The organism is Seonamhaeicola marinus (assembly GCF_008085455.1).
The window spans coordinates 1,002,028-1,027,618 of the sequence record NZ_VSDQ01000679.1; the positions used below are offsets into that span (position 1 = coordinate 1,002,028).

General features: G+C 34.1%; 19 protein-coding genes. 12 read left to right on the forward strand and 7 right to left on the reverse strand.

The features are described 5' to 3' along the window. The first annotated feature begins 8 nt into the window (after positions 1-8). The 6 genes from FUA24_RS15290 to FUA24_RS15315 all read left to right on the forward strand — a co-directional run bounded on the left by FUA24_RS15290 (position 9) and on the right by FUA24_RS15315 (position 6,609). Complete coding sequence (locus FUA24_RS15290; RefSeq protein ID WP_148543861.1) at positions 9-1,661, forward strand: UxaA family hydrolase; 1,653 nt, start codon at positions 9-11, stop codon at positions 1,659-1,661. A 105-nt stretch (positions 1,662-1,766) separates the two neighbouring features. After that, the gene (locus FUA24_RS15295) at positions 1,767-3,203 is read left to right on the forward strand and encodes a tagaturonate reductase (RefSeq protein ID WP_148543864.1); all 1,437 of its coding nucleotides are present in this window, start codon (positions 1,767-1,769) and stop codon (positions 3,201-3,203) included. A 3-nt stretch (positions 3,204-3,206) separates the two neighbouring features. Next, a complete protein-coding gene (locus FUA24_RS15300) occupies positions 3,207-4,034 on the forward strand; it encodes an amidohydrolase family protein (protein ID WP_148543866.1) in 828 nt (275 codons plus the stop codon). Positions 4,035-4,037: 3 nt separating this feature from the next. Then, on the forward strand, positions 4,038-4,829 hold the full coding sequence (locus FUA24_RS15305) for an SDR family oxidoreductase (RefSeq protein ID WP_148543868.1): 792 nt from the start codon (positions 4,038-4,040) through the stop codon (positions 4,827-4,829). 107 nt (positions 4,830-4,936) lie between these two features. Then, positions 4,937-6,244 carry an L-fucose:H+ symporter permease gene (gene fucP / locus FUA24_RS15310; protein WP_148543870.1) on the forward strand — a complete coding sequence of 436 codons (1,308 nt, stop codon included), beginning with the start codon at positions 4,937-4,939 and terminating at the stop codon, positions 6,242-6,244. Positions 6,245-6,267: 23 nt separating this feature from the next. Next, entirely contained in the window at positions 6,268-6,609 is a 342-nt protein-coding gene (locus FUA24_RS15315; RefSeq protein ID WP_148543872.1) for an L-rhamnose mutarotase, read from the forward strand. Between the two features lie 88 nt (positions 6,610-6,697). On the opposite strand, the gene FUA24_RS15320 is transcribed toward FUA24_RS15315, so the two are convergent. Then, a complete protein-coding gene (locus tag FUA24_RS15320; protein ID WP_148543875.1) occupies positions 6,698-9,997 on the reverse strand; it encodes a DUF5107 domain-containing protein in 3,300 nt (1,099 codons plus the stop codon). A 114-nt stretch (positions 9,998-10,111) separates the two neighbouring features. Between FUA24_RS15320 and FUA24_RS15325 the strand changes: the two genes are divergently transcribed. After that, a complete protein-coding gene (locus tag FUA24_RS15325) occupies positions 10,112-11,395 on the forward strand; it encodes a hypothetical protein (RefSeq protein ID WP_148543877.1) in 1,284 nt (427 codons plus the stop codon). A gap of 46 nt (positions 11,396-11,441) precedes the next feature. Here FUA24_RS15325 and FUA24_RS15330 read toward each other — a convergent pair whose 3' ends face one another. Further along, positions 11,442-11,795, reverse strand: coding sequence for a hypothetical protein (locus FUA24_RS15330; RefSeq protein ID WP_148543879.1), 354 nt, complete (start codon positions 11,793-11,795; stop codon positions 11,442-11,444). Between the two features lie 119 nt (positions 11,796-11,914). Continuing rightward, positions 11,915-13,195, reverse strand: a complete 1,281-nt coding sequence (locus tag FUA24_RS15335) for a 3-deoxy-D-manno-octulosonic acid transferase (RefSeq protein ID WP_246147059.1) — start codon at positions 13,193-13,195, stop codon at positions 11,915-11,917. 94 nt (positions 13,196-13,289) lie between these two features. Here FUA24_RS15335 and FUA24_RS15340 point away from each other — a divergent pair, with 94 nt between their 5' ends. The 5 genes from FUA24_RS15340 (at position 13,290) to FUA24_RS15360 (ending at position 21,980) form a co-directional block, all read left to right on the forward strand. Then, positions 13,290-14,423 (forward strand): DegT/DnrJ/EryC1/StrS family aminotransferase, encoded by a 1,134-nt coding sequence (locus tag FUA24_RS15340; RefSeq protein WP_148543881.1) that lies wholly within the window; start codon positions 13,290-13,292, stop codon positions 14,421-14,423. After that, positions 14,416-15,438, forward strand: a complete 1,023-nt coding sequence (gene galE / locus FUA24_RS15345) for a UDP-glucose 4-epimerase GalE (protein ID WP_148543883.1) — start codon at positions 14,416-14,418, stop codon at positions 15,436-15,438. Before FUA24_RS15340 ends, galE begins: the two co-directional genes overlap by 8 nt. A gap of 200 nt (positions 15,439-15,638) precedes the next feature. Then, positions 15,639-17,135: a helix-turn-helix domain-containing protein gene (locus FUA24_RS15350; RefSeq protein ID WP_148543885.1), complete on the forward strand. Its 1,497-nt coding sequence runs from the start codon at positions 15,639-15,641 to the stop codon at positions 17,133-17,135. A 259-nt stretch (positions 17,136-17,394) separates the two neighbouring features. Beyond that, entirely contained in the window at positions 17,395-20,547 is a 3,153-nt protein-coding gene (locus tag FUA24_RS15355; RefSeq protein WP_148543887.1) for a SusC/RagA family TonB-linked outer membrane protein, read from the forward strand. Positions 20,548-20,558: 11 nt separating this feature from the next. After that, positions 20,559-21,980 (forward strand): RagB/SusD family nutrient uptake outer membrane protein, encoded by a 1,422-nt coding sequence (locus tag FUA24_RS15360; protein WP_148543889.1) that lies wholly within the window; start codon positions 20,559-20,561, stop codon positions 21,978-21,980. A gap of 45 nt (positions 21,981-22,025) precedes the next feature. Here the strand turns inward: FUA24_RS15360 and lspA are convergent, their stop codons facing one another. The 4 genes from lspA to FUA24_RS15380 all read right to left on the reverse strand — a co-directional run bounded on the left by lspA (position 22,026) and on the right by FUA24_RS15380 (position 25,535). Then, positions 22,026-22,523, reverse strand: a complete 498-nt coding sequence (gene lspA, locus FUA24_RS15365; RefSeq protein ID WP_148543891.1) for a signal peptidase II — start codon at positions 22,521-22,523, stop codon at positions 22,026-22,028. Beyond that, the gene (fabD, locus tag FUA24_RS15370) at positions 22,523-23,416 is read right to left on the reverse strand and encodes an ACP S-malonyltransferase (RefSeq protein WP_148543893.1); all 894 of its coding nucleotides are present in this window, start codon (positions 23,414-23,416) and stop codon (positions 22,523-22,525) included. The genes lspA and fabD overlap by 1 nt, the downstream gene beginning before the upstream one ends. 61 nt (positions 23,417-23,477) lie before the next feature. Then, positions 23,478-24,791: a Kelch repeat-containing protein gene (locus tag FUA24_RS15375; RefSeq protein WP_148543895.1), complete on the reverse strand. Its 1,314-nt coding sequence runs from the start codon at positions 24,789-24,791 to the stop codon at positions 23,478-23,480. Positions 24,792-24,872: 81 nt separating this feature from the next. Continuing rightward, a complete protein-coding gene (locus FUA24_RS15380; protein WP_148543897.1) occupies positions 24,873-25,535 on the reverse strand; it encodes a pyridoxamine 5'-phosphate oxidase family protein in 663 nt (220 codons plus the stop codon). Positions 25,536-25,591: the final 56 nt, after the last annotated feature.

The following is a 25,591-nucleotide window of genomic DNA, read 5'->3' on the forward strand; positions in this document are numbered from 1 at the left end:
AAGAAAAAATGTCAGCGAGTTACGTTCAAATAGACCCAAAAGACAATATTATTGTTGCAATTACACCTTTAGAAAAAGGGTTGAAAACTCAAGTTGCAGGTAAAGAAGTCGTTTTAAAAGAAGATATCAAACAAAAGCATAAGTATGCATTAAATGATTTTAATGTAGGCGACCAAATTTACATGTATGGTGTGCTTATCGGTAAAGCAACGCAACCAATTCAAGAAGGTTGCGCAATTACTATTGATAATGTAAAACATGCTTCTGCCGAATTTCAAGATACTAAAGAAACTTATAGTTGGTCTGCACCAGATGTTTCTAATTTTAAAGGAAGAACTTTTAATGGTTACCATAGAAAAGATGGTAAAGTAGGAACAGCTAACTATTGGTTGGTAATTCCTTTAACATTCTGTGAAAATAGAAATGTTGATGTTCTTGAAGGTGCTCTATCTGAAAAATTAGGTTATGAAACCAAAAAGGACTTTGCTGTAAATACAGATGCGTTAATAGAGCAATACAAAGCAGGAGCATCTAACGAGACCATCTTGAATACACCTATTATTACTACAAAAGAGGAAATGACTAAGAATAGAGTATTTCCTAATGTAGATGGTATTAAGTTTTTAAAACACGATGGCGGTTGCGGAGGCACAAGAGAAGATGCTATTGTATTGTGTAATTTATTAGCAGGATATATTTCTAACCCTAATGTTGCTGGAGCAACTATTTTTAGTTTAGGCTGCCAGAATGCACAGATAAGCATGTTGCAAGAATCAATAAATGCAATTGATCCTGAAAATACAAAGCCAGTACATTTCTTAGAACAACAACAAAGTTCTAGTGAAAGAGCCTTAATAGAAGAGGCGGTTAAACATACATTTATTGGGTTGGCTGAGGCTAACAAATTAGAACGTAAACCAGCGCCATTAAACAAGTTAGTGCTTGGTTTAGAATGTGGCGGTTCCGATGGATTCTCAGGAATTTCTGCAAATCCTGCTTTAGGATATGCGTCAGATTTACTTGTTGGTTTAGGAGGTTCTCCTGTATTGGCAGAGTTTCCTGAATTGAATGGTGTGGAACAAGAGTTAATTAATAGATGCGAAACCGAAGAAGATGCTAAAAAGTTTTCAGGTTTAATGAGAGCATATTCGGCAGCAGCAGTGGCCGTAGGATCTGGTTTTGAAAATAACCCTTCACCAGGAAATATAAAAGATGGCTTAATTACAGATGCCATGAAATCTGCAGGTGCAGCTAAAAAGGGAGGAACATCTCCTGTTGTTAAGGTATTAGATTATACGGAACAGGTTACAGAGCCAGGTTTAAACTTATTATGTACACCTGGTAACGATGTAGAGTCTACTACTGGTTTAGTTGGTTCTGGTTGTAACGTAGTGGTGTTTACCACTGGTCTTGGAACGCCAACAGGGAACCCTGTGGCGCCTGTATTAAAAATGTCCAGTAATACGAACTTATATGAACGTATGAATGATATTATTGATATCAATGCAGGTACAGTAATTACTGGAGAAGATACCATAGAATCTATGGGCGAAAAAATATTAGATCATATTATTAAAGTGGCAAGTGGAGAGGTGCCGTCTAAAGCTGTACTTCACGGAAACAACGATTTTATTCCTTGGAAAAGAGGCGTTTCACTTTAAAATAAAAGTTAACCTGCAAGGTTTGTGCAACCTTGTTGGTTTAAAAAAAACAATCAATTAATAATACCCACAAGGTCTCTAGACCTTGCAGGAAAAAGTAAAAGAATGAATTCATTAAATAGAAATACAGCATCTGTAAATACGTATACTGATAGAATAGTTCAGTTTGGAGAAGGTAATTTTTTAAGAGCTTTTGCTAACTGGATGATTCATGAAATGAATAAAAAAGCTGGTTTTGATGCTGGGGTAACCGTTGTACAACCTATTGATCAAGGATTGGTTAAAATGTTAAATGACCAAGATGGATTATACACCTTATATCTAAACGGAATTAAAAACGGGGAAGCTATAAGTGAGCATGAGATCATTGATTGTATTCAAAAAGGAATCAATCCTTATGATAATCCTTCAGATTATTTAGCCCTTGGAGAAAATCCAGACCTTCGTTTTGTAATATCTAATACTACCGAAGCGGGTATTGCTTACAATGCTGATGATAAATTGGATGACGCGCCACAATTAAGCTTTCCAGGTAAACTAACAGCACTCTTATACAAACGTTTTCAAACATTTGGAGGTGCTTCAGATAAAGGGTTAATTATTATTCCATGTGAATTAATTGATAGAAACGGAGATAATCTTAAGAAGATTATTCTTCAGTATGCAGATGATTGGAATTTAGGTGCAGAATTTACAGAGTGGATTAATGAAGATAATATTTTCTGCAACACTTTAGTAGATAGAATTGTTCCTGGTTATCCAAGAGATAAAATGGATAAAATAACAGAAGAATTAGGTTATAAAGATAATCTCGTTGTTGAAGGCGAACAGTTCCATTTATGGGTTATTGAAGGGCCAGAATCTGTAAAAGAAGAGATTCCAGCAGAAGCCTGTGGTTTAAATATTGTTTTTACAGATAATATGGAGCCTTATAGAACTCGTAAAGTGAGAATTCTTAATGGTGCGCATACAAGTTTAGTGCCAGTTGGGTATTTATATGGTATAGATAGAGTACGTGAATCTTTAGAAGATACTGTTGTTGGTGGTTTCTTAAGACAGGCTATTTTCGAAGAGATTTGTCCGACTTTAGATTTACCAGAAGCAGAACTAAATCAGTTTGCCAATGATGTAATTGACAGATTCAGAAATCCGTATTTAGAGCATGCTTTAATTAGTATTTCATTGAATTCTACATCTAAATACAAAACAAGAGTATTGCCATCAGTTTTAGAATTTATCAAAAGAAAAGGAGAATTACCGCAGCGTTTATTATTCTCTTTAGCATCGTTAATAGCGTTTTATAAAGGTGATAGAAATGGGGAAGACATTCCGTTAAAAGACGATCAATCGGCATTAGACTTCTTCAAAGATCAGTGGGCAACAGGAGATATCGCTGCTGTTGCAAAAGCAACACTTGAAAACACAAATTTCTGGGGAGAAGACTTAACGCAGTATGAAGGCCTATTAGATGTTGTTACTAAAAACTTAGAAAATATAGTAAATAACGGCATGCAAGAAACGCTACAAAACTTTGTTAAGTAAGGTATGATTATAGATTCACATCAACATTTCTGGAATTACGAACCAAAAAAGCACGAATGGATAGATGATTCTATGAAAGTAATTCGTAGAGATTTTCTACCAGCCGATTTAAAAGCTGTTTACCAAGAAAATGGTATAGATGGGTGTGTAGCTGTTCAAGCAGATCAAACGACTGTTGAAACAGATTTTTTAATTCAACTTGCTAAAGAAAACACATTTATTAAAGGTGTTGTTGGTTGGGTCGATTTAAGAAGTGATGCTATTGAATCTGAATTAGAAGTTTACAAAGGGATTGAAATTTTAAAAGGATTTAGACATGTGGTTCAAGGAGAACCAGATCATAATTTCTTATTAAGACCAAATTTTGTAAACGGCATAAAAGCACTAGAAAAGGAAAACTACACATATGATATTTTAATTTTTCCGCATCAGTTAGGCGCTACTTTAGAATTCGTAAAGCAGTTTCCTAATATGCGTTTTGTGATAGATCATATAGCTAAACCTTACATAAAAGATGGGTTTTATGATGGTTGGGCGGCTTTAATGAAGGAAGTTGGGAAACATGAAAATGTATACTGCAAAGTGTCCGGAATGATTACTGAGGCAGATTTTAACTCTTGGACTCCAGAACAAATAAACCCTTATTTGAATTTGGTTTTTGAAGCTTTTGGAGCAGAGCGAATTATGTTTGGTTCTGATTGGCCAGTATGTTTGGTGGCCGGAAATTATAGTGAAGTAAAACAATTAATTACAAATTTTATAGCAGGTTTAGGTGCTACCGAACAAACTAATGTTATGGGGCAAAATGCTATAGAGTTTTATAACTTATAGAATATGGATTTAGGATTAAAAGACAAAGTAGTTGTTGTAACAGGAGCAGCTGGGATAAAAGGAAGTATTGGAGAAACTATTGTTCAGGAATTAGCAAGGGAAGGCGCTACACCTGTAATCGTAGATAGAAATGACAGAGGTTTCGGGTATGCAGAGGAATTACAAGCCAAAGGCGTAGATACTATTTTTATAAAAACAGATTTATCGGACTACACTCAAATAGAGGCAGCTGCCAAAGTAATTGAAGAAAAATACGGTAGAGTAGACGCTTTAATTAATAACGTTGGTGTTAATGATGGTGCAGGTTTAGATGCATCAATGGATGACTTTATGTATTCTTTAAAACTGAATATGGTTAGTTTTTTCGCTATGACTAAATTCTGTTTACCAATGATTAAAAAGGTAAAGGGTAATATCTTAAATATAGGCTCTAAAGTAGCTTTAACAGGTCAAGGAGGAACATCTGGTTATGCCGCATCTAAAGGTGGCGTTTTAGGTTTAACTAGAGAATGGGCAGTAGATTTAATAAAAGAAGGTATACGTTCTAACGCTATTATTATTGCAGAAAGTTGGACACCAGCTTATGATGCTTGGATAAAAACCTTAGATAACGGTGAAGAAAAATTAAAATCTATAGTTAAAAAGATTCCTTTGGAAAATAGAATGACAACTCCCGAAGAAATTGCTAGTCAATGCTTGTTTGCTATTTCTGAGAAGTCGTCTCATACAACTGGGCAATTTATTACAGTAGATGGAGGTTACGTTCATTTAGATAGATCGTTACTTACCGAATAAAACATTTGTTGTCTAATAAAAGACAAAGAAGCCAAAAAAACACTTTTGGCTTTTTTATTTTGCATAACAACTAAACTAAAAATTAACCAATAACAACTAATATTATTATGAGTGCTAAAAATAAAATACCTGTAATTCCATCGAATTTAATCGTACCATTTATTCTTATAACATTTTGTTTTGCTCTTTGGGGATTTGCAAATGATATTACTAATCCGTTAGTAAGTGCTTTTGGAAGAATTTTTAATCAAAGCCAGACTATAAGTTCTTTTACCCAAGTTGCTTTCTATGGCGGGTATTGTTTAATGGCTATTCCTGCGGCTTTGTTCATAAAAAAGTACACCTATAAGTCTGGAATCTTACTAGGTTTAGCACTTTATGCAATTGGCGGTCTTATATTTATTCCAGCAGCTTCAACAGGTCTGTTTTGGCCTTTTTTAGCCGCGTTCTTTATTTTAACATGTGGACTTAGTTTCTTAGAAACAAGTGCTAATCCTTACATTTTATCCATGGGTGATGAGTCTACATCTACCCAAAGGTTAAACTTTGCCCAAGCATTTAATCCAATAGGTTCAATTACGGGAGCATGGGTGGCAAAAGATTTTATTTTGGCTAAAATGAACAAGTTAAGTACAGAGGAAAGAGCAGCATTGCCAACTGAAGAATTTGAAGCTATTAAAATGGCAGATCTTGAGGTTGTAAAAACACCTTATGTAATTATCGGGATAGTAATAGCAATTATGTTCGTACTTATCTTGCTGAAAAAAATGCCTAAGAATAAAGAAGCCGATAATGGTAAAGGGTTAGATATTAAAGGTACATTAGATAGGCTATTATCTAATATTAGATATAAGGAAGGCGTAATTGCTCAAGCTTTTTACGTAGGAGCTCAAATTTGTGTTTGGACCTATACGATACAATACGGAACTAAAGTTTTTATGGATGCGGGAATGATTGAAGCAGATGCTGCCACAGAGGCTGGGTCATACACTATTTATGCCTTAATAATATTTGCTATTTCTAGGTTTATCTGTACGTTCTTATTAAAATATCTTACTCCAGGTTCTTTACTAATGTATTTAGCTATAGGAGGTATTGTATTATGTATTCCTGTGGTTTTTGTTGGTGGAATGGTTGGTTTATACTCGCTTGTAGCAATTTCAGCATGTATGTCTCTAATGTTCCCAACAATTTATGGAATTGCTCTAAGAGGTGTAGGAGACGATGCAAAGCTTGGCGCGGCAGGATTAGTAATGGCCATTGGAGGAGGAGCTCTGTTACCATATGTACAGGCTTATATTATAGACACAGTAAATGTTAATATGTCTTACTTGTTGCCTTTAGTGTGTTTCGTGTTTATTGCGCTTTACGGGTTTAGATCTTACAAAAAGTACCCTTTTAAAGAAGCTGTTTAAATATTAAAATAAAAGAATATAAAATGAGTACAAAAAGATATTGTTTTTCATGCGATTTAAAAGACAATCCGAAATTAATTGCAGAATATAAAGAATACCATGCTGCTGGTAATGCATGGCCTGAAATTACTAAAAGTATTAAGGATGCTGGAATTGTAGATATGCAGATCTATTTAACAGGTAACCGTATGTTTATGATTATGGAGGTTGATGAAACGTTTGACCCTGTTAAAAAAGCCGAAATGGATGCCAATAATCCTAAAGTACAGGAGTGGGAGAATTTAATGTGGAATTACCAGCAAGAATTACCTTGGGCCAAACCAGGTGAGAAATGGATTGAATTAGAACAAGTATTCCAATTATAATATTTGTATATTTAGTTTAAGCAAAAAGCAGCCATTTGGCTGCTTTTTCAATTAATAACTAACATTAAAACATATGATAAAAAACTAACTAATTCTGTTTCATAATTTTTGCCCAAAGATTATTTTGGTATTCATTTAAAGCCTTATCAAAAAAGGTATTTGCTATACTGGTGTTTCCTAATCCTTTATTCCCAAGAGCTTCTAAATAATAGGAGTGCGACATTAATTTATTGTTTGTTGCAGAAGCTTCCTCTACAGCAATTAATGTATTTCCAGCACCTTTATCTCTATAAGCATGAGCTTTTTCAATTAAACTATTAAATAGTTCTTCGGCTTTAGCTTTATCTCCAAGCTTTTTGTAAGATTGAGCCTGAAAATATAAGAGATCATACATACGCCAATTATTGACAGAGGATGTACTTTTCGTGTAACTCTCTTTAGCCTTTCTTTTGTTGCCCATTTTGGTATATACTTCACCTTTAAAGTAATGTATCATAGCATTTTTTTCATCGTGTGTTGGTTTACCTACTTCAAGATTTTCTGGGTATTCCATAGCGGCATTTAGGTGTTTAATGGCATTGTCAAATTCCCCGTTGTCAGCTAATTGTAAAGCTTTTAAGATATTAGCATCAACATAGCGCCAGTAAATTTCTCTACCACCTTCCCAAGTTCTAAACCTATGCGATTTTAGGAAGTCTAATGCCTTGTCATAGCTGCCATCTATATTGTATAATGCTACCAATGTTTTTGGCGCCTGTACATCTTTTCTAACCGTTTCAAGATTGTTTTCTAACACCGCCAAACACCTTTTATAGTCGGTTTTAGAAACATCAAAATATTTAGATAATTCAGAATACCAAAGTGGTATGCTATTATTTTTAGCAATGGCCTTACTAATTAAATTAATGGCTTTCTCCATGTTTTTCTCATGGTAGTAAGCTCCAAATGCTAAATTTCTCCAAGCCATAGCCAGATTGTCATCTAGTGTACTGGCTTTTTTCCAGGCCTCTATAGCTTCCTCTTTTCTGTTGTTGTATAATAAATTTCCAAGCAAATAATGAGCCGAAGCATTCGAAGCGTCGTTCTTAATTGCATAGTTTAGAACCGCTTCGGTTTCCTCTCTGTAAGGAAAACAGTAATCAAGAGAAACTTCTTTTGCTAAGGATACATATTTCTTTGCCTCTTTAGAATTACCTAATTCATTATTGAAATAAGATAAATAATAATAAACTAAAGGATTGGTGCTATTTTTTAAAGTTGAAAGTAATGCAATACCTTCATCATACAACCCCGCATTCATATAATTGGTTGCAATTTCTAAATAGTTATTATCTAGGTCTTGCATGTTTTTATCCCAATTATTAATTGATGTCGTTTTATCAATAAGACTCTTTTCATAAAGCGCCGAAAAATTCAGTGGATCGTAAGTCAGTAAATCATCAATAAGATGTTTTGCTTTTTCTTCATGTCCCGTTTTTCTTAACAAGGCACTATACAGTATATTAATCCTACCATCTCTTGTATTAGTAGAATAGGCTTCCTTAATATATTCTAAGGCTTTACCGTAATTTCCACCAATACTTTCCATTTGCGCTAATTGATAGTTTCCTGCTGAAAACCACTGGTAGTACCAAGTAGCACGGGCAAAGTTTTTATAAGCCCCTTCATTATTGCCAAGAGCCCTGTAAGCTAACCCTTTGTAGTAATAGATTTCACCTTCTTTAGGCTGAAAATATTTAATTTGTAATTTATCAGAGGCTGTTTGAAGGTAGTCTAGGGCTTCTTTATATCTAGTTTGGTTAATTCTTCTAATTCCTAACGCAATATTAGTTCTGTAGTCATTGGGCGATTTATCAAGAGCAGCCAAGTAATAATCATCCGGATTCTTTCCTGGTCTATTAAATTGTTCCACAAACCTTCCAGTGAGGTATAAATCTTCAACTGTTTCTATATCCTCTGGCCTTTTTACCTTTTCTTGAGGTCTTGGTAATTCTGGTTTTAAAGGTTTGTAAGGTGTATAGGAAACCAATTCATTATTATTCTCATCAGTTAAAATTACCTTCAGTTTATACTCGTCTAATGGTTTTTTAGATTTATAGGTAGCAGTAAAGGGTTTTGCAGGATTAATTGTTACTGTTCCTTGTGTAAGTATCTCCGAATCGGACTTTAAAATATATTTAGCGTTTTGGTAGTTTTGGGTAGTGTTAAAACCATAAAAAACTGTTTTAGGGTTTCTCATTTGAAGCGTAACCGAAGCTTCTACAGTTGAGTTTTTTACAACTTCAAGATCTCTTATAGGGTACCAGAAGTTTTTAGCATCTTTAACAGCATGAGGTAAATTCCAACTATAATCTGGCTGATTGTTAGAAAATGTACCAGTCATTAATTCTACATAGGCTTTCCCATCATCTGTTAGCTTCCTTCTTGCGTTTTGCCCTTGAAGTCCAGGTCCAAACTGCCATAACTTAGAAGCATTGTTCTTATGTGGGTCACCGACATGTACTGTCCCAGCTTTGGCTCCGTAATCATAACCTCCTATGAACCCTTCTTTTATGTCCCACATAAAAAAGGATACAGGGTTTGGGTGATTTTTCCACCAGGTTAAATCTACCCCTTCTTTATAACTTGTTCTTCCGTAGCTGTCAGTTTCGTTAGAAATTGGCCATTGAATAAAGCTTCTGTTGTTGTGAAAAACCCCAATTTCTTGACTAGGAGGCCAAAATGTTCTAAAATCATCGTTCGCAGTAATAGCCACATTTGCCCAAAATAAGAATGCTTTGGTTTTAGTACTCGTATTATTCAATCTATAATCAACTTCTATATAAGATTTACCAGGGTGTAATGTCATACCAACAATACCTCTAGCACGAATAGTTTTTTCGGTTTCTCCTATCCAAATGGTTGCACTGCCATCTTCATTTTTAATTAATCTATAATCACTTGGCAGCATGGTTGTGGTTCTATGATGATGAGGGAAACACCATTCTATTCCTCCAGAAACCCACGCACCTAAGGTGCCAATTAAATCTGGTTTAATAACACTATTGGTATGAAATAATTCATGGCCATTAGTTTTATCTATAGCCGAAAACAATCTACCCCCAAATGCAGGAAGTACTTTTACAATAATGTACTCATTTTCTAAATAGACCATATCATAGCTAACATCTACCAATGCTCTGCCTAAATCGGTTTGTGAAGGATAGGGGTAAACATGGCCCTGGGCGCCTTGTACACTTCTACCTGTATAAAATATTGGACTTTTTAAATTTTCCCCTGTTTTATAGGTGGGTATAATCTCCGTGCCTTCGTAAATCTTAACTTGGGCATTTAATATTACTATTTGAAATAGCAAAAAAGCAAATAGTACTTTATTTCGTAATGTCATGTTTTGTAGTTTAGTTGGTTTAGGTTGGTAACTTTCCTTTTAAATATATCTTGATTTTTATAAATATTGCTGTAAATTGCTGTGCAAAGTGTGTACAAAGTTTGCATATCATTCATGGTTGAGCAGGAATACCTTAAATATTGTTTAGAAGAAATTGAAGAGAAATTAAGTTGGAAACCGTCTTCGGAATGGAAAGAATCTGACTTTATAAGACTATCTGAAACTATTACGGAGAAGTCTGGAATCTCTATTAGTCCTCACACACTAAAACGTCTTTTTGGAAAAATAAAATATAAGAAATATTACAATCCACAGCAGGCCACCAAGGACGCTCTGGCTAAATTTTTGGAGTATTCCAGTTGGTCTGATTTTGTGTCTTCTAAGAAGAGTTTAGAAAAGACAGATGCTAATGTTTTAAATAATAGGAGTAAGAAGAAAAAGTTAATTACTAGTGCTTTGGTATTGGTTGTAGTAGCCGTTTTATTTTCAGTACTATTTAGTAATACTTTAAAAGGTACAGATGGAAAAAATGAGGTTTTTGATTTTTCAATGAGAGATTCAATTGGTGTAGTGCCATATACGGTTTCTATTGATTACGATATTTCTCAAATGACATCAGATAGTATAATGGTCGATTTTGGTTTTAATCATCCCGTTAGAGGGAAGCAATCTGTTTTAATGGATAAAGAAAAGTTTCTTAGGAATTTTACTTATCAGATACCTGGTCAATATGAGATTAAATTAAAGAATAACGGAAACGTTATAGGTTCTAAAAAGGTACTTGCAAAATCGAACTCTTGGGAAAGTTATTTTAGTCCGGAGACAGCCATAGGGAATTATTGGATTGATAATAAAATTAAAAGAAAACCATTTAATGGTAAACTGTATTATGCCCCAGAATATCTAGATTCACTTGGCTTTGACACTAAACAAGTGTTTTATCTGTCTCATAGGTTGTTTAAAGAATTTAATATAGATGGAGATAATTTTGAGTTAAATACTCGGTTTAAAAGTTCTCAGCGATTGGGAGGAATTACTTGTTATGATTTTATTGTACGCATTATATGTGAAAATGAAAGTAATAATATTAAACTCATGCAGAATGGTTGTTCTCAATTTTCTGGAATGAGAATAGGTAAAACCGTTTTAAGTGGTGTAAACGAAGATTTATCTTCGTTTATGTTTAATCTGGGGGTTTGGAATGATTTAAGGTTGGTCATAGAAAACAAGTCGGCCCAAGTTTATATAAACAATAATAAGATATTCACGGGTAATTATAAAGGTAACAATGGTAAGATAATAGGATTAGAAGTAGTATTTAAAGGTACAGGAATGTTGGATTATCTTAGTATGGAGGATTTAAAAAGAAACAAACGATTTAAGAATAACTTTAATTAAAAAAAGCAGCCATTTGGCTGCTTTCTTATGTCGTAGTTATTGGTTTTTAGTGACCAGTAACTTCTTTTACTTTGTCAGCAGCAGCATCAACAGTTTTGTCAGCCGCATCTTTTGCTTTGTCTACAGCTTCACCAGCAGCTTCCTTAACGTCTTCAACAGCCTCGCCAGCAGCGTCTTTTACATTTTCAACAGCTTCACCAGCAGCGTCAACAGCTTTATCAGCAGTTTCTTCAACAGCATCAGCAGCATCTTTAGCAGTTTCTTTTACAGCATCTGCAGCCTTATCAGCAGCGTTTTCAATAGCGTCTCCAGCTTCTTCAGCTTTTTTAGTATCTCTACAAGAAGTTAAAGAAACAGATAATGCTAATAATACAGCAGTACTTAAAATTAGTTTTTTCATGATTTTTCGTTTTAGTGTTAATTAATTATGTTTCAAAAAACTGATTACTAATGTAATAGTATTTTTTGTACGGTTAAAAGGTTTTTGTTAAAAATTTTAACATTTCACCTAAACTTTAGCTATATACGTAGATAATCGAGTATTTGGATTACGGCTCCTCTATTTTTATTTACGTATTCAAAGTTTTTTGACCCACAATCAGTTTTAAAGTCACTCTCGTCAATTAATTTGTTAAGAATAAGATTAAATTCATTCTGATTTGAGATAGAAAACGTACCACCACTTTCAATTAATGCATGAGCTTCTGGAAACTTTTCATAATGATTCCCAATTATAATAGGAACGCTAAAAACTGCAGCTTCGAGGGTGTTATGAAGACCAGTATTTCCCAACGCACCACCAATATAAGCGATGTCTGCATAATTATATATTTTAGATAAAATACCTATAGTATCAATAATGAAAACTTTTGCAGTACTGAGGTTAGCGGTATCTTTATTAGAATACAAGACGGTACTTACCTCCAGTTTTTCAGAAAGATTTTTTATTTGCGCGTCTTTAATATTGTGGGGTGCAATAATAAATTTTACATCTTTATCTTTAAAGGAATTTATATAGGCGGTAATTAGTTTTTCGCCTTCTGGCCATGTGCTTCCTGCAACAATACATAATTTATTATCCTTAAAGGAGTCAATAAAGTTAAGGTTGTTGTCTTGTTGTAATTGACTGTAAACTCTATCAAATCTTGTATCTCCAGATACAGTTACATTATTATAATTAATAGACTTAAGTAAAGTTTTGGAATGCTCATTTTGAGTAAATATATGTTCAAAAGAAAAAAGAGCATCTCTTAATTGCTGTCCATAAAATTTAAAATAAGGTTGCTTTTCTCTAAATACTGCAGAGATTAAAATAGCTCTAAGATTTCTAGCCTTTAATTCATTCAATAGATTGGGCCATATATCATATTTAACAAAAATGCTTAGTTCTGGTTTTAAAATGCTTATAAATCGTTTTGCATTTTTCTTTGTATCTAACGGAATGTAAATAACAATATCTGCAACGGGTGAGTTTTTTCTAATGTCGTAACCAGAAGGAGAAAAGAAGCTTAAGACAATTTTATGGTTTGGATATAGCTCTCTTAATTCTTTGAAGACAGGTAGTCCCTGCTCGTACTCACCAAGAGAGGCACAATGAAACCAAAGCGTTTTATCTTGTTCATTTAAGTTTTTTTCTAAAATGCTAAACAAATTGCGCCTGCCAACTACGCCTTTTTTAATTTTTTCGTTGAAAAAAGCTAAGAATTTTAACCCAAAACCAGTTAAATTGATGCCAATGTTGTAAAGAAAACTCAATATTAATTGTTTGTTGCTAAAATACGTTTCTTTGAGAAAAATCATTGGTTTACCTACACGATTTTTTGTAATTTCGTAGGACATAAACTCAATGTAATTTTCTATATAATTATAAAATTGAGAGTTCTAATATTTGCAGATGAAGAAAATACAAATGGTTGACCTAAAAGGTCAGTATCAAGGTATAAAAGATGTTGTAAACCCTTCTATTCAAGAGGTAATTGAAACCACCTCATTTATAAATGGACCTAAGGTTCATGAATTCCAAAAGAATTTAGAAAACTATCTTAATGTAAAACATGTAATACCATGCGCTAATGGTACCGATGCTTTACAAATAGCTATGATGGGACTGGGCTTAAAGCCGGGTGACGAGGTTATTACGGCCGATTTTACTTTTGCAGCTACCGTAGAAGTAATTGCACTATTAAATTTAACACCAGTTTTGGTTGATGTTAATGAAGATGATTTTAACATTAATATTGATGCGGTTAAAAGAGCTATTACTCCTAAGACAAAAGCTATTGTGCCAGTTCATTTATTCGGGCAATGCGCTAATATGGATGCAATCATGGAAATTGCTAAGGAACATAATCTTTTTGTAATAGAAGATACAGCACAGGCTATCGGAGCTAATTATACGCATAAAGATGGAACCAAAACAAAGATTGGAACTATTGGAGATGTTGGAGCAACCTCTTTCTTCCCATCGAAGAATTTAGGATGCTACGGAGACGGCGGGGCTATATTTACCAATAACGATGAATTAGCGCATACCATAAGAGGTATTGTAAATCATGGTATGTACGTACGTTATCATCATGATGTTGTTGGCGTTAATTCTAGGTTAGACAGTATTCAGGCAGCAGTTCTTGATGCTAAATTGCCTAATTTAGATACTTACAATAAAAGAAGAAGAGAGGCTGCAGATAAGTACGATAAGTCTTTTAAAGGCGTTTCTGGTATAGAAACACCTTACAGATATGGTGCAGAAGATAATCATGTATTTCATCAATATACTTTAAAGGTAAAGGGTGTAGATAGAGATGCTCTAGCTAAACATTTGAATGAAAATGGTATCCCTTGTGGTGTGTATTACCCAATTCCTTTACATAAGCAAAAGGCCTATGTAGACGAAAGGTATAATGAAGAGGCGTTTATAGTTACAAACCAGTTGGTTAAAGAAGTGATTTCACTACCAATGCATACGGAATTGGAAGATGATCAAATAGAATTTATTACATCAACCGTTATAAAATTTGTCAATGAGTAAAATATTAGTAACAGGTGGTTTAGGCTTTATAGGGTCTCACACCGTAGTGGAGTTACAAAAAGAAGGACATGAAGTTGTTATTATTGATGACTTGTCTAATTCCTCAGAAAAAGTATTAGATGGCATTACTGCTATTACAGGAATAACTCCAATTTTTGAAAAAATAGATTTAAAAGAAAAAGCAGATGTTGAAGCTTTTTTCAAAAAGCACAGTGATGTAAAAGGTGTTATTCACTTTGCAGCAAGTAAAGCGGTTGGGGAGAGTGTGGAGAATCCATTGTTGTATTATGAAAATAATATAGGTACACTTGTTTACTTATTAAAAGAATTAAAGAATTTACCTGAAGCTAACTTTATTTTTAGTTCTTCATGTACCGTTTATGGGCAAGCAGACGAATTACCTATAACTGAGAATGCACCAGTAAAACCTGCTGAATCTCCTTATGGAAATACAAAGCAGATTGGAGAAGAAATCATAAAAGATACATGTAAAGTAGTACCAACTCTAAATGCAATTGCTTTACGTTATTTTAATCCTATTGGAGCTCATGAATCTGTAGAGATAGGAGAGTTACCACTGGGTGTTCCGCTTAATTTAGTACCATTTATTACGCAAACTGCGGCAGGAATAAGAGAACAATTATCTGTTTTTGGAGATGATTATCCAACACCAGATGGAACATGTATAAGAGATTATATTCATGTAGTTGATTTAGCAAAAGCTCACGTTGTTGCTTTAGAGAGATTATTACAAAAGAAGAATAAAGACTCATATGAAACCTTTAATTTGGGAACAGGAAAAGGAAGCTCTGTTCTTGAGGTTGTTCGATCTTTTGAGAAAGTTTCTGGAGAGAAGCTTAATTATAAAATAGTAGAACGTAGAGAGGGAGATGTTATCTCTGCCTATGCGGATACTAAAAAGGCAAAGGATGAATTAGGATGGCAAACAGAGTTAAGTTTAGATGATGCTATTCTTTCTGCTTGGACTTGGGAGAAAAAGGTTAGAGGTCTGTAAAAAGATTGATAATTAACATAAAATTGAGAAGCCCGATTAAGTATTTAATCGGGCTTTTTTCATATCCATAATTCAACAATATTTCTTACAAATACCGTTTTAAAAAGGTAAACTATTATCGGGAGTTCCTTTTTTAAGATTCTTTTAAGATTTTTAGTAGGCAATATTTTTATTTTACTCTGGACTAACAAATCTAAAGAATGTTCAAATCAATAAAACAGAAGGTTTTTATTGTAAGCTTTTCGTTATTATTCTGCTTAAAAGCTTCTGGATTCTCACTGGGGGAAACTAGAAGTTTTCAGATAGATAGTTTAATTCAAGAAAAAAGTATTAACAGCGATATGACTCAACTAGAGCTATTAATACTTTATCAAGAGGCATGGGCTCAAAAACATAAAGACTCCATTGGTATTTTTAAAAATTTAGCATTGTTAAATGCCGAATTAGAGCAACCGGAGGACGCCCTACTTTTTACAGAGAAGTATATACATAATACTTTGGATCTATCTATCCTTGAAGATGTTTCTTATGAGTCTTTAAAAGGAACTTCCCAATATGAAGTACTTGATAAGAAATATAAACCTCAAATTGGAGTTTTGGCTTTTATATATTTTTGCGTTGCGCTAATAGGATTCTATTTTATGGTGGTAATGAATTTTATTAAGAACGTAAATGGGCATGCTAAGTTATTTATGGGATGTTTTATAGGAGTTAATGCTCTATTTATTCTTGAGTTTGTGCTTTTCATGACTAATGTGCAATATCAGTTTCCCCATACTTACAGAATGGCCTCAATAGTGGCTTTATTGTTTGGCCCTTTCCTGTTTTTTTATTTTAAGTCTATTGTAGAAAATCATAAGTTTAGATTGGTTGATTGCCTTCATTTTTTACCATTTGTGATTTTTGTAATTCTGTTTATTCCTTTATACATACTAAGTTCTGAGGAAAAGCTAAAAATGATGCTGGGACTTAATCCATTAAATAAGACTTATGATATTATAATTTTTGTATCAAAAATTGTTTCGTTATCCGTATACGCATTTTTTACTAAGAAAATGTTGTTTTCTAATGAAGAAGGTGTCAATAAGCATGATGATGAAACCTGGAAATGGAAAAGAAATGTTTATGTGTTTCATATGGCCTATATAATATCTTATCTAATCTATGGGTTGTCCATTTTTAATTTATTAGGAGCATGGTCTGAAGTGATTTACTATCTGCAAATAACAATTATGTCGGTTACAGTTGTATACATTGCACATAACGCCTATTTACAGCCTGATATTTTTAAGAGGCAAGCAGATAAACTTATAGAAAAATATCAAAAGTCGGGGTTAACCAATGCCTTATCTGAAGAACTAAAACAAAATCTCATTAATCTATTTATCAATGATAAGATTTATAAGGAGAATGCCATTAGCCTAGAAATTTTATCAAATAAGTTAAATACCACAAGGCATAATACGTCTCAAATTATAAATGAACATTTTAACATGAACTTTTTTGAACTTATTAATAAGTTTAGAATTAAAGAAGCCGTTAATATGTTTAAGGATGATGTACATGGAAGCTTAAATATTATTGATGTGGCCTATGAAGTAGGATATAATAATAAAGTCACCTTCAATAAAGCTTTTAAAAAGGAAATGTCTGTTACACCTTCAGAATACATTCAGTCTATTACTCGTAATAGTTAAGAGTAAACCCAAGGTAATTTTTCTTCGGAACAGTAAAGTATTATAAGTGTTACCCGCGTTTGGGTAGATTATGATTTGTTTTACTATTGCAATTGTAAAAGGTAAGGCAGATAAAGAAGCTTTACAAAATATCACTTAGAATTCACTAAACTTTAGATTTCAGTAAGTAAAGTATAATTTTTTGAATTAGTCACTTAAAAAAATCTTTACTGCCTTCCTTATTCAATCTGCATTTGACTAACTCATAAAATTATTATTCATGAAAGTAAAAAAACGCTATTTATTATTGGTGCTTTTAGTCTTTTGCGTGTCTTTAGGTTTTGCACAAGAAAGAACAATTACAGGTAAAGTTGTGGACAAAGACAATTTACCACTTCCAGGCGCCACCGTTTTGGTTAAAAACACGTCTAAAGGTACTTCAACTGATTTTGATGGAGTGTATTCTATTAAAGCTAGCCAAGGAGAAACCCTTGTATTCAGTTTTGTTGGCTATGCTTCTAAAGAAATTACAGTAGGTTCATCTAATACCATTACAGCGGTATTGGCAGAAGATGCTGCCACTTTAGAAGAGGTTGTAGTAGTAGCTTATGGTTCACAAACCAAGAAATCTGTGGTAGGTTCAATAGCCGAAGTGTCTGCAGGTGTAATTGAAAAGCAACAGGTAATTGATGTTACAAGTTCAATTCAAGGTAGTGTTCCAGGGGTAAATATTATTTCTTCAGGAGGACAACCAGGAAATAATCCAACAATTAGGATTAGAGGTGTTTCGTCAATTAATGCCTCTGCTTCTCCATTGATTATTGTAGATGGGGCACCATTTAACGGAAATATTAATACGATTAGTGCAGACCAAATTAAGAGTATTAATGTGTTAAAAGATGCTTCTTCAACATCGTTATACGGGTCTCGTGGTGCTAACGGTGTTATATTAATTGTTACTAAAAAAGGTAATCTTAACTCTGCTCCAAAAGTAAGCTTTAGATCTACCATTGGTATTGCAAGTCAAGCTGTAGACATGCATGACATTACAGATACAGATACCTTTACTAGGTATACTTGGGAGGCTATGCGTAATGCATCTCAATACGAAGATGGGAATTCAGCTAGTGATGCAGCAACGTTTGCAACTAATAACTTAATTCCAACTTTAGGTTATAACCCTTACGGAGTTGCTAATCCTGTTAACACAAATGGAGAACTTGCTACAACAGAAAAATTATGGGATACAGATTGGACTGGTCTGTTGGTAAACAATGCTGCGGTTAGAAAGGAACATGCACTTTCTATATCTGGTGGTGGTGAAAATACATCCTATTTTTTCTCAGGAAATTATTTAGATCAAGAAGGATCAATTAATACGTCAGATTTTGAAAGAGTAACAACACGCCTTAGTGTAGATACTAAAGTAAATAACTGGCTAAGTGCTGGTTTAAGTACTTTTTATTCCACTTCTAAGCAAAATGTTCCAGATCAGGATGGAACATCGTTTACGAGTACCATTCAATGGAGAAACAATATGTCTTCGTACTACCCACTTTATAGAAGAGATCAAAATGGGGCATTGGTGTTAGATGGAAACGGCAATAAAATCTATGATTATGGAAACACATCTGGGGGGCAGCCAGTAAACGCTTCAAGGCCTCAATACCAAGGTGAAAACATTGTAGGTTCATTGTTTTTATATGATAACATTACCAAAAGAGATAATTTTACGGCAAATGCTTACTTGAAATTTCAGATACTAGAGAATCTAAGTTTTAAAACGCAAGTGTCTTATGAGAAATATATCTTAGATACTTATGAGTACAACCATAATGAATTTGGTGTTGCCGCTAGTGTACGCGGGCGTGTAGATCAAGATAGAGATTTTACTACAACTAAAAACATTACAAATGCTTTTAACTATCAAAAATCTTTTGGTGATCATAACTTTAGTCTAGATGCAATTCATGAAGCTTTTGAAAGAAATAATGATGAATTGGGAGCTCAAGGTGCTGGATTTTTACCAGACGTAAAAGTTTTAAATGGTAGTACAACACCAGAATCAATTAGTGGTTCTTTTACAGATGAGACGTTAGAATCTTATTTGGCAAGACTAGCCTATAATTATGACGGACGTTACTTCTTAGAGGGGTCTTTTAGAACTGATGGATCAAGTAGGTTTGCAGAGCCAGTAAGATGGGGTAACTTTTTCTCAGTAGGTGGAAGTTGGGTAATTTCTGATGAAAACTTTTTAAGTGATAGCAATACCATTAATCTTTTAAAATTAAGAGCATCATATGGAGAACTTGGAAACAATAGAACGCTTGTAGATGATGGTACCGGCGTGTTAGTTCCAGATTACTTCCCTTACTTATCACTATTTAATACAGGTGAAAACGAATTAGATAATACAGGTGTATTATTTGGTTTGGTGACAGATGAGTTTTTAACATGGGAAAAAACGTCTTCGACTAATATAGGTTTAGACTTTGCACTATTTGGAAACACATTATATGGTTCTATAGATTATTACAACAAAGAGTCGGTTGACTTAATATACGACCAGCCATTAGCTATTTCTACGGGTAATGAATCCATTAAAAGAAATATTGGTGCACTAAGAAATTATGGTCTTGAGGTTACTTTAAATGCCAACTTAATTAGCACTGAAAAATTCAGTTGGAGTTCAAGTTTAAACTTTTCATTTGATAATAATGAAATTACTGAGCTTACACAAGAATCTTTCATTAATGGAACAAAAAGATGGGAAGTTGGGAGATCATTATACGAGTTTTTCATGCCAGAATGGGCGGGTGTAAACCCAGATAATGGATACGCCCAATGGTATGTAGATGTTTTAGATGGAGAAGGAAACCCAACGGGAGAACAGACTATTACAGAAGAGTACTCCGAAGCATCAAGAAACTATGTAAATAAATCATCTTTACCCGATGTAATTGGAGGTTTCAATAATAGTATTACCTATGGACCTTTTGACTTAAATGTGCTGTTTAATTTTAGTTTTGGTTCATACGTTTATGATTCGATATATGCCGGACTATTTGGAAACTTTGAGACTGCTGGTGGACCTGGAACTGTAGACTATGCCAACAGATGGCAACAACCAGGAGATATTACAGATGTTCCATTACTATTACAATCTCAAAACGATTTTTCAAGTAGATCCGATAGATTCTTATTCAAGAATGATTATGTAAGGTTAAAAGCATTAACCTTGGGGTATACCTTGCCAAATAGACACTTAGAGAAGTTCGGCGTGTCTAGGGTTAGAGTGTTTTTCCAAGGGGATAATTTACTTACGTTTCAAAGTCACAAAGGAATTGATCCAGAACAGAGTTTAGCTGGAACAACAAACAACAGATCGTACAATCAAAAAGTGTTCTCTTTTGGTGTTAATTTAGACTTTTAAAAAAAATAACTATGAAAAATATATTATACAAATTCGGTGCTTTATTTCTAGTGGTCTTGTTGATTACTGGATGTGAAAAAGACTTTTTAAATGACCCAGCGCCTACTAGTTCGGTATCAGACAATGTGATTTTTGGTTCTAGAGAAGGAGCAGAGGCTTTACTATCAGGAATACAAAGAAATTTTAGAAGGCAATTTACAAGAACTGATGCTGGTGGGGTTTATACACTTTATTTTGCACGTACGGTAAAGGGTAATGACTTTATTCAAAATTCTTGGTATAATTTTGATTATGATAATGATAACAGGGAGCCAAATTATACAAGAACTAAATTTAATTGGGAATTTCCGTATTACTTAATCAATCAGGCGAATGTGCTTATTAACGGAGTTGAAGAGAGTACATCTATAGCAGATGCAGATAAAATAGAGCTAATTGCCCAAGGAAAGGCGCTTAGAGGTTTTTTCTACTTCCAATTAGCTATGGAGTATCAACATACGTATACCTATGATGCTTCTTTGCCTGCCCCTCCAATTTATACCGAGGTGGCTCAAGAAGGAAAGCCAATGAGTACTTTAGAAGAAATGTATGATCTGATAATTGCCGATTTAACAGATGCTGTTGCTGGATTAGGTAACGATAGGTTAGGTAAATCTTATGTTAACCAACAGGTAGCTAATGGAATTTTGGCTAGAGTTTATCAAGTTGTTGAAAATTGGGCAGGAGCAGAGGCTGCTGCAAATGCAGCTTATGGAGGTGATGTAAACGCTGTACTTGCACCAGATACTTATGGAGATGGATTTGATGATATTTCAAATATAGAATGGTTGTGGGGAAGCCCACAAACTAATGATCAGTCAAACTTCTTTTATATTGCGCCTCACGCTTTTACAGACCACTTTAACGATGGTTATTTTGGAACTTGGGTAAATCAAGAATTTGCAGCCCTGTTTTCTAATACAGATGTTAGAAATTTATTTGATAACACCTACGGAGGATCACCTGGAGACTGGTGGTACTTAACAACTACTAAATTCAATTTTCAGTTTGATTCGGATATGCCTTTAATGAGAACAGCCGAAATGATCTTAATCGAAGCAGAGGCTAAATTTAAACAAGGTCAAGAATCGGCAGCGCATGATTTGTTATTTGACTTACAATCTAATAGAGACACTGCTGCTGTAAAATCTTCAAATACTAGTGATGATTTATACGAAGAGATTTTGGTTGAAAGAAGAAAAGAGCTTTATGCCGAAATTGGAGTTGAGTGGTTTGACGCAAAACGTTTAAGACGTGGTATTCCAAGAACTGGAAATCATAGGTTAATAAACTCAGATTTAGAGCCAGATGATAAAAAGTTCTTCCTTAAGATTCCAATTTCAGAAATTGATGCAAACCCTAATATAGACGAGAGCGTAAATGATAATCGCTAATATTTAGACTTCTCGAATTTAGTTAAAACCCGATTAATATTATCTTTAATCGGGTTTTGCTTTCTTTTTAAATAGTGTTATAAATACTAAAATAATCATTCCAGTAGTAACAAATACGTCGGCTACATTAAATATCCCTGTTCTTAAAGTGTCGGTTAGTTTAACATACCAAAAATCAGTAACACTGCCGTAAACAAATCGGTCATAAACATTTGCAATACCACCACCTATAATACTGGCAAAGGCAAAAAGAGACCAATTGTCTAAACTTTTATCCTTAAAAATATAACGGAGTACAAAGCCTAATACTAAAACAGGTAACACAAGAAGTAAAATTGTTCTTAAAGGGTCTTCTAAGTCTCCACCCATACCTAAAAAGGCGCCAGTGTTTTCAACGTTGTGCAAAGAGAAATAGTCTCCTATAATAGACGATTGGCTTCCTCGTTTTACATTAGTTCTTACCCATACTTTAGATACTTGATCTAAAGCTATAGAAGCAATAATGGTTACAATAATATATATGGAACGACGCGTAACTTTCATTATAAAGACCCTTCAAAAGTTGCAGAAGCCGTTTCTGAAGCTCTGTTAATCTTTTTTACCAAGCCTTGTAAAACTTTACCAGGACCAACTTCAGTAAATAATGTAGCACCGTCTTCAATCATCTGTTGTACAGACTGTGTCCAACGAACTGGAGCTGTTAATTGAGAAATTAGATTAGTTTTAATAGCACTTTCATCTGTAACAGCATTTGCAGTTACATTTTGATAAATTGGGCAATTTGGTTTGCTGAATGTAGTATTTTCAATAGCTGCAGCTAATTCTTCACGAGCAGGCTCCATTAAAGGAGAGTGAAAAGCACCTCCAACAGGTAATACTAAAGCTCTACGAGCGCCAGCTTCTTTTAACGTTTCACAAGCTTTATTTATGGCTTCAATTTCTCCAGAAATAACAAGCTGTCCAGGACAGTTGTAATTTGCAGCAACCACAACACCATCAGTACTAGCACAAGCATCTTCAACAATCTTATCTTCCAACCCTAAAACAGCTGCCATGGTACTTGGTTGTAACTCACATGCTTTTTGCATTGCTAGGGCACGTTGAGACACCAGTTTTAAACCATCCTCAAAATTCAAAGAACCATTAGCTACAAGCGCAGAGAACTCTCCAAGCGAATGGCCCGCAACCATGTCTGGTTTGAAAGATGTTCCTAAGGTTTTTGCTAAAATAACAGAATGTAAAAATATAGCAGGTTGTGTTACTTTAGTTTGTTTTAAATCATCTGCAGAACCTTCGAACATTGTATCTGTAATGTTAAAACCTAAAATATCATTAGCACTTTCAAATAATTCTTGTGCTTCTGCCGAGTTTTCATATAAGTCTAAGCCCATTCCTGAGAACTGAGCACCTTGACCTGGAAATATATATGCCTTCATTTAATTCATTTTTAAGTGTGGCAAAAATAGGAATAATATCTTATTATCAATATTATGAAACTTATTTACTAATAAGCCTAATCACTTCTTTTTTATTGTCATTATAAGAGACTTCTAAATTGGCGTAAGAGTTAGATGCTTTGGATTGATTATTAACACGTATCTCTAATTTAGAATTGGCATCTAATAAGGTATAATTGTAGTTTTTTTTGAGCAAAAAGTCATCGGAATCAAGAATTTTCAAACTCGTTATAAAACAACCAGTATTACCACCCTCATTTTTAATACTTATAGTGGTAGATTGCCCTTTCTTAATTTTTACTTTTTTTGGGACAATTAATTTTGAAGCTGTCAAAGTCTTGCCTTCTGGTTTGTCTTCATTATAAACTTCCATATTGTGCTGTCTTCCACCACCTCGGGTTGGAGATCCAGCGGCAATATAAACACCCTTTCCAGAGAGAATAGCTTGTGTACCATGCCTTGGATAATGCATACTAGCTTTATTAGTCCACTGTCCAGTTTCTGGATTGTAAGCTTCAACAATTTTGTAAGCAGGTCCGTGCTTTTCTCCCTCACCTCCCATAACCAAAAGTTGTCTGCCAAAAACGGCAACTCCAGGAGCTGCTCTAGGGGTAGGTAAATCTTGTTTTAATGTAGACCATTTTTGAGTGTCAAAATTATAAACATCTACGATACCAATTAATGGTGCAAAAACACCACCTTTACCTCCCGAATGTCTACCGCCAACGGCATAAAGTTTATTGTCAATTATAGCAGCACTAAAATGATCTCTAGCCTGAGATGCATCTTCTAAGACTGTCCATGTATTATTTACTGGATCATATTCATCGAACCAATTTACATAACCTCCATCATGGCCTATAGTATTGCCTCCAACCAAATAAAATTTGTCCTTATAAACTACTAAGCCAGCACCACCACGTCTTCTATCTTCTGGTATTTCAGGACCTTGAATCCAAGCATCTGTTGGTGGGTGATATAACCAAATATTATCCGCTGGAATTTCTCTCGGAAACTTGTTAGTTTTAAAAGCACCAATTACCCAAATAAACCCTTTATGAAAAGTGGCTTGAAAATGATTAAATTGCTTTGGAGCTCTACTTTTTGCTGAAGACCAGGAATTGTTTTCATAGTCATATATGTCTAATTTTTGAGCAGACTCACGCCCGCCAAACATGTAAAATCGGTCTCCAGCTTGTACAAATGAACATTCATGACGTGCTGTGTAGTTTTCGTCTTCATCCTTATCAATCCAGACATCCTTAATTTGTGACTGAGATTTACATGAGAAAAATACTGAAACAAAAAAGAAACTTAAGCAAAGTTTCTTTAAGGTAATTAGTTGATATTGCATAGTGTTTAGTTTGTGTATGCAATGTACTAATTAGTTTTTGATTATTTGATGAAAGAACCTTTCCTTCTAACGTAATGAATTTCAGTCTTTATGTTCTTCGCAATATTCCAAAACATGTTTAGGTACATGAGTATTTGGGTTTAATAAATTATCACTTTCTGGAGCCAGGGCTACTTGTTTCATTGGTACAACTCCTGCCCAAATTGGTAATTCTAAATCTGATTTTTCATCTATGGCGCCTTCTGCTCTTACTTTTGCGGAAGCAGTTTGAATGGGTACTTCAATTACCAGAGTCGCATTAAATTCTTTATCAGTCATAGGGCGTAGCGTGTTCCATCTACCTTCTATCATTTGATCCACAATACATTTAAGAGCTGTTCTTTTTACATTTTCGTCTTCAACTTTTACAGCATCTCCAAACAATGTTACAGATCTGTAATTAACAGAATGGTGAAAAGCAGATCTTGCTAAAACTAAGCCGTCTAGATGCATAACCGTTATACTTACTTTTTTATTGTCTAGAATAGATAAGAGCATTCTATTTTTTAAAGACCCGTGCAAATAGATTTTATCTCCTATTTTTCCATAAGCCATTGGTATTGAGATTGGTGTGCCATCGTAAACATAAGATACATAACCAATAAATCCGTCATCAAGAATAGTGTTAACTGTTTCAATATCATAAGTGGCACGATTAGACCCTCTAATGACTTTGTTAAGATTTGAAGTGTTGTAAGAACTCATTTTAAGTGTTTTGTGTTTATTTTAAATCAAAATTAATAGTTTTGTGGAGCGCAGTA

Excerpts from the sequence above, each read along its gene's own strand:
- FUA24_RS15290 (WP_148543861.1), top strand. The coding sequence starts at position 9 with ATGTCAGCGAGTTACGTTCAAATAGACCCAAAAGACAATATTATTGTT.
- FUA24_RS15295 (WP_148543864.1), top strand. The coding sequence starts at position 1,767 with ATGAATTCATTAAATAGAAATACAGCATCTGTAAATACGTATACTGAT.
- FUA24_RS15300 (WP_148543866.1), top strand. The coding sequence starts at position 3,207 with ATGATTATAGATTCACATCAACATTTCTGGAATTACGAACCAAAAAAG.
- FUA24_RS15305 (WP_148543868.1), top strand. The coding sequence starts at position 4,038 with ATGGATTTAGGATTAAAAGACAAAGTAGTTGTTGTAACAGGAGCAGCT.
- fucP (WP_148543870.1), top strand. The coding sequence starts at position 4,937 with ATGAGTGCTAAAAATAAAATACCTGTAATTCCATCGAATTTAATCGTA.
- FUA24_RS15315 (WP_148543872.1), top strand. The coding sequence starts at position 6,268 with ATGAGTACAAAAAGATATTGTTTTTCATGCGATTTAAAAGACAATCCG.
- FUA24_RS15320 (WP_148543875.1), bottom strand. The coding sequence starts at position 9,997 with ATGACATTACGAAATAAAGTACTATTTGCTTTTTTGCTATTTCAAATA.
- FUA24_RS15325 (WP_148543877.1), top strand. The coding sequence starts at position 10,112 with ATGGTTGAGCAGGAATACCTTAAATATTGTTTAGAAGAAATTGAAGAG.
- FUA24_RS15330 (WP_148543879.1), bottom strand. The coding sequence starts at position 11,795 with ATGAAAAAACTAATTTTAAGTACTGCTGTATTATTAGCATTATCTGTT.
- FUA24_RS15335 (WP_246147059.1), bottom strand. The coding sequence starts at position 13,195 with ATGATTTTTCTCAAAGAAACGTATTTTAGCAACAAACAATTAATATTG.
- FUA24_RS15340 (WP_148543881.1), top strand. The coding sequence starts at position 13,290 with ATGAAGAAAATACAAATGGTTGACCTAAAAGGTCAGTATCAAGGTATA.
- galE (WP_148543883.1), top strand. The coding sequence starts at position 14,416 with ATGAGTAAAATATTAGTAACAGGTGGTTTAGGCTTTATAGGGTCTCAC.
- FUA24_RS15350 (WP_148543885.1), top strand. The coding sequence starts at position 15,639 with ATGTTCAAATCAATAAAACAGAAGGTTTTTATTGTAAGCTTTTCGTTA.
- FUA24_RS15355 (WP_148543887.1), top strand. The coding sequence starts at position 17,395 with ATGAAAGTAAAAAAACGCTATTTATTATTGGTGCTTTTAGTCTTTTGC.
- FUA24_RS15360 (WP_148543889.1), top strand. The coding sequence starts at position 20,559 with ATGAAAAATATATTATACAAATTCGGTGCTTTATTTCTAGTGGTCTTG.
- lspA (WP_148543891.1), bottom strand. The coding sequence starts at position 22,523 with ATGAAAGTTACGCGTCGTTCCATATATATTATTGTAACCATTATTGCT.
- fabD (WP_148543893.1), bottom strand. The coding sequence starts at position 23,416 with ATGAAGGCATATATATTTCCAGGTCAAGGTGCTCAGTTCTCAGGAATG.
- FUA24_RS15375 (WP_148543895.1), bottom strand. The coding sequence starts at position 24,791 with ATGCAATATCAACTAATTACCTTAAAGAAACTTTGCTTAAGTTTCTTT.
- FUA24_RS15380 (WP_148543897.1), bottom strand. The coding sequence starts at position 25,535 with ATGAGTTCTTACAACACTTCAAATCTTAACAAAGTCATTAGAGGGTCT.